The sequence below is a fragment of the Arsenophonus sp. ENCA genome (genome assembly GCF_002287155.1).
Classification (GTDB): domain Bacteria; phylum Pseudomonadota; class Gammaproteobacteria; order Enterobacterales; family Enterobacteriaceae; genus Arsenophonus; species Arsenophonus nilaparvatae.
The window spans coordinates 1-930 of the sequence record NZ_NHNG01000456.1 but is presented as its reverse complement, the minus strand read 5'-3'; the positions used below and the strand labels follow the sequence as shown (position 1 = coordinate 930).

Annotated in this window: 1 protein-coding gene and 2 pseudogenes; 1 reads left to right on the top strand and 2 read right to left on the bottom strand. The window is 37.5% G+C overall.

Translation table 11 applies throughout. The features are described from left to right. Window positions 1–121: pseudogene (locus tag CBG25_RS11810) on the bottom strand (helix-turn-helix domain-containing protein); the annotation flags it as partial. Between the two features lie 3 nt (window positions 122–124). Further along, window positions 125–199 (bottom strand): annotated as a pseudogene (locus CBG25_RS11805) (hypothetical protein); the annotation flags it as partial. Window positions 200–748: 549 nt separating this feature from the next. On the opposite strand from CBG25_RS11805, the gene CBG25_RS11800 reads away from it, so the two are divergent. Next, window positions 749–930, top strand: a 182-nt coding sequence (locus CBG25_RS11800; protein WP_290604843.1) for a hypothetical protein, incomplete at its 3' end; no start/stop codon positions are given.

Here is a 930-nt window from a genome sequence, read left to right as displayed (position 1 = left end):
GTCTGGCTTTCGCTAAGGTATCGGCTCTTCTGCAAGAATAAAGTCCATGGAAAGCGGGATCAGTATTACGTTTGAGTTCCCTGCTGACAGTTGAACGAGAAAGCCCCAATTCTCTAGCAATAGTGGCCTGAGTAACACCGTCAATTATTCGTTTTTCGATATAAAAACGCTCATGTAAGTTCAAATGTTTTCCCTTCATACAACGGTATCTCTTATGGGGTCATTACAGTAATTTTATCTATGTATGACCAAGGATTTACTTTGTTGCATTTCGTTTGGGAATTGGCGAAGAGCATCAGATGCAACATTTAGCACGCTCACACGATAGTCTCCTGTGTCGATAGCCAAAAAAGTTATCCACAGTTCAGCCTCGCGCGCGCGTAGTTATATTTAGTTATGTATAAGTTAAAACAGTTAAAGGCCCGAAAATAGGCTGTAAGCGTTTGATTATAATAATAAAAAAAATTTGTTTGTCCGTAAATCACGATAGTTTGTCCGTAAATCACGACTCAAAAACAGAGTTATCCACACATTTTTTCGATAATTTTACCCAATATCACTAGCAATGTCCGCAAATCACGCTATATTAAATGTCCGCAAATCACGAAAGCAATTAAGTTATTGATATTTATGAAAAAGGATGAGAAGGTTGAAGACTTTACGCCCACACAGACATAAACACGAGTTTCGCAGTCTCTAAAAAAGAAGTATAAATTTAAAAACAAGAAAAAATAAGGATGTTCATATTTTGTCCGGTTATCCATGCATTAAAGATATCTATAAAATATTCTTGCAAGTAAGCAGTGTAAGATACTCTAGTTTGGCGTTATCAGAAGTCAGCCCATCGCCTTTATCTCATGACACGGTTAGCCGATGGTTAAAAAGTAGATGTTTCCGCCCTAAAGACCTATGGCGATTAGTTGAACCTTC